Annotated in this window: 1 protein-coding gene; it reads left to right on the top strand. The window is 74.6% G+C overall.

Annotated features, from left to right (window positions below; translation table 11 throughout):
• A partial coding sequence (locus tag CCN72_RS37150) for a peroxiredoxin-like family protein (RefSeq protein ID WP_107430304.1) occupies positions 1-535 on the top strand: 535 nt, incomplete at both ends.

Raw genomic sequence — 535 nt, 5'->3', positions numbered from 1 at the left:
GTGACGGGCCCGCCCCTCGAACTCCCCGACCCCGACCCGGCCCGGCTGACCCACCTCCAGTTCCGGCGCTTCGCCGGCTGCCCGGTGTGCAATCTGCATCTGCGGTCGGTCGTACGACGGCACTCCGAACTGACGGCGGCCGGCGTCCGCGAGGTGGTCCTCTTCCACTCACCCGCCGACGAACTGCGCGCGCACGTCACCGAGTTGCCCTTCCCCGTCGTGGCCGACCCGGACAAGCGGCTGTACGTCGAGTTCGGCGTGGAGTCCGCACCGCGCGCCCTGCTGAACCCACGCGTCTGGGGCCCGCTCCTGCGCGCGGTACTGCGCAGCGCGTGGACCGTCCCACGCCGCCGGGAGCACGCACCGGCAGCCCAGCCGCACGGGGGTCGGCTGGGACTGCCCGCGGACTTCCTGATCGACGCCGAGGGCAGGATCGTGGCCGCGCGCTACGGCGAGCACGCCTACGACCAGTGGTCGGTGGACGAGGTGCTGGCGCGGGCGGGGGAGGCGGGGGCGCTGCGGAGCGGCACCAGGG

Source organism: Streptomyces murinus (assembly GCF_002154555.1).
GTDB lineage: Bacteria > Actinomycetota > Actinomycetes > Streptomycetales > Streptomycetaceae > Streptomyces > Streptomyces murinus.
Note: the sequence above shows the minus strand (reverse complement) of the source record. Positions and strands in the feature narration are given on the sequence as shown.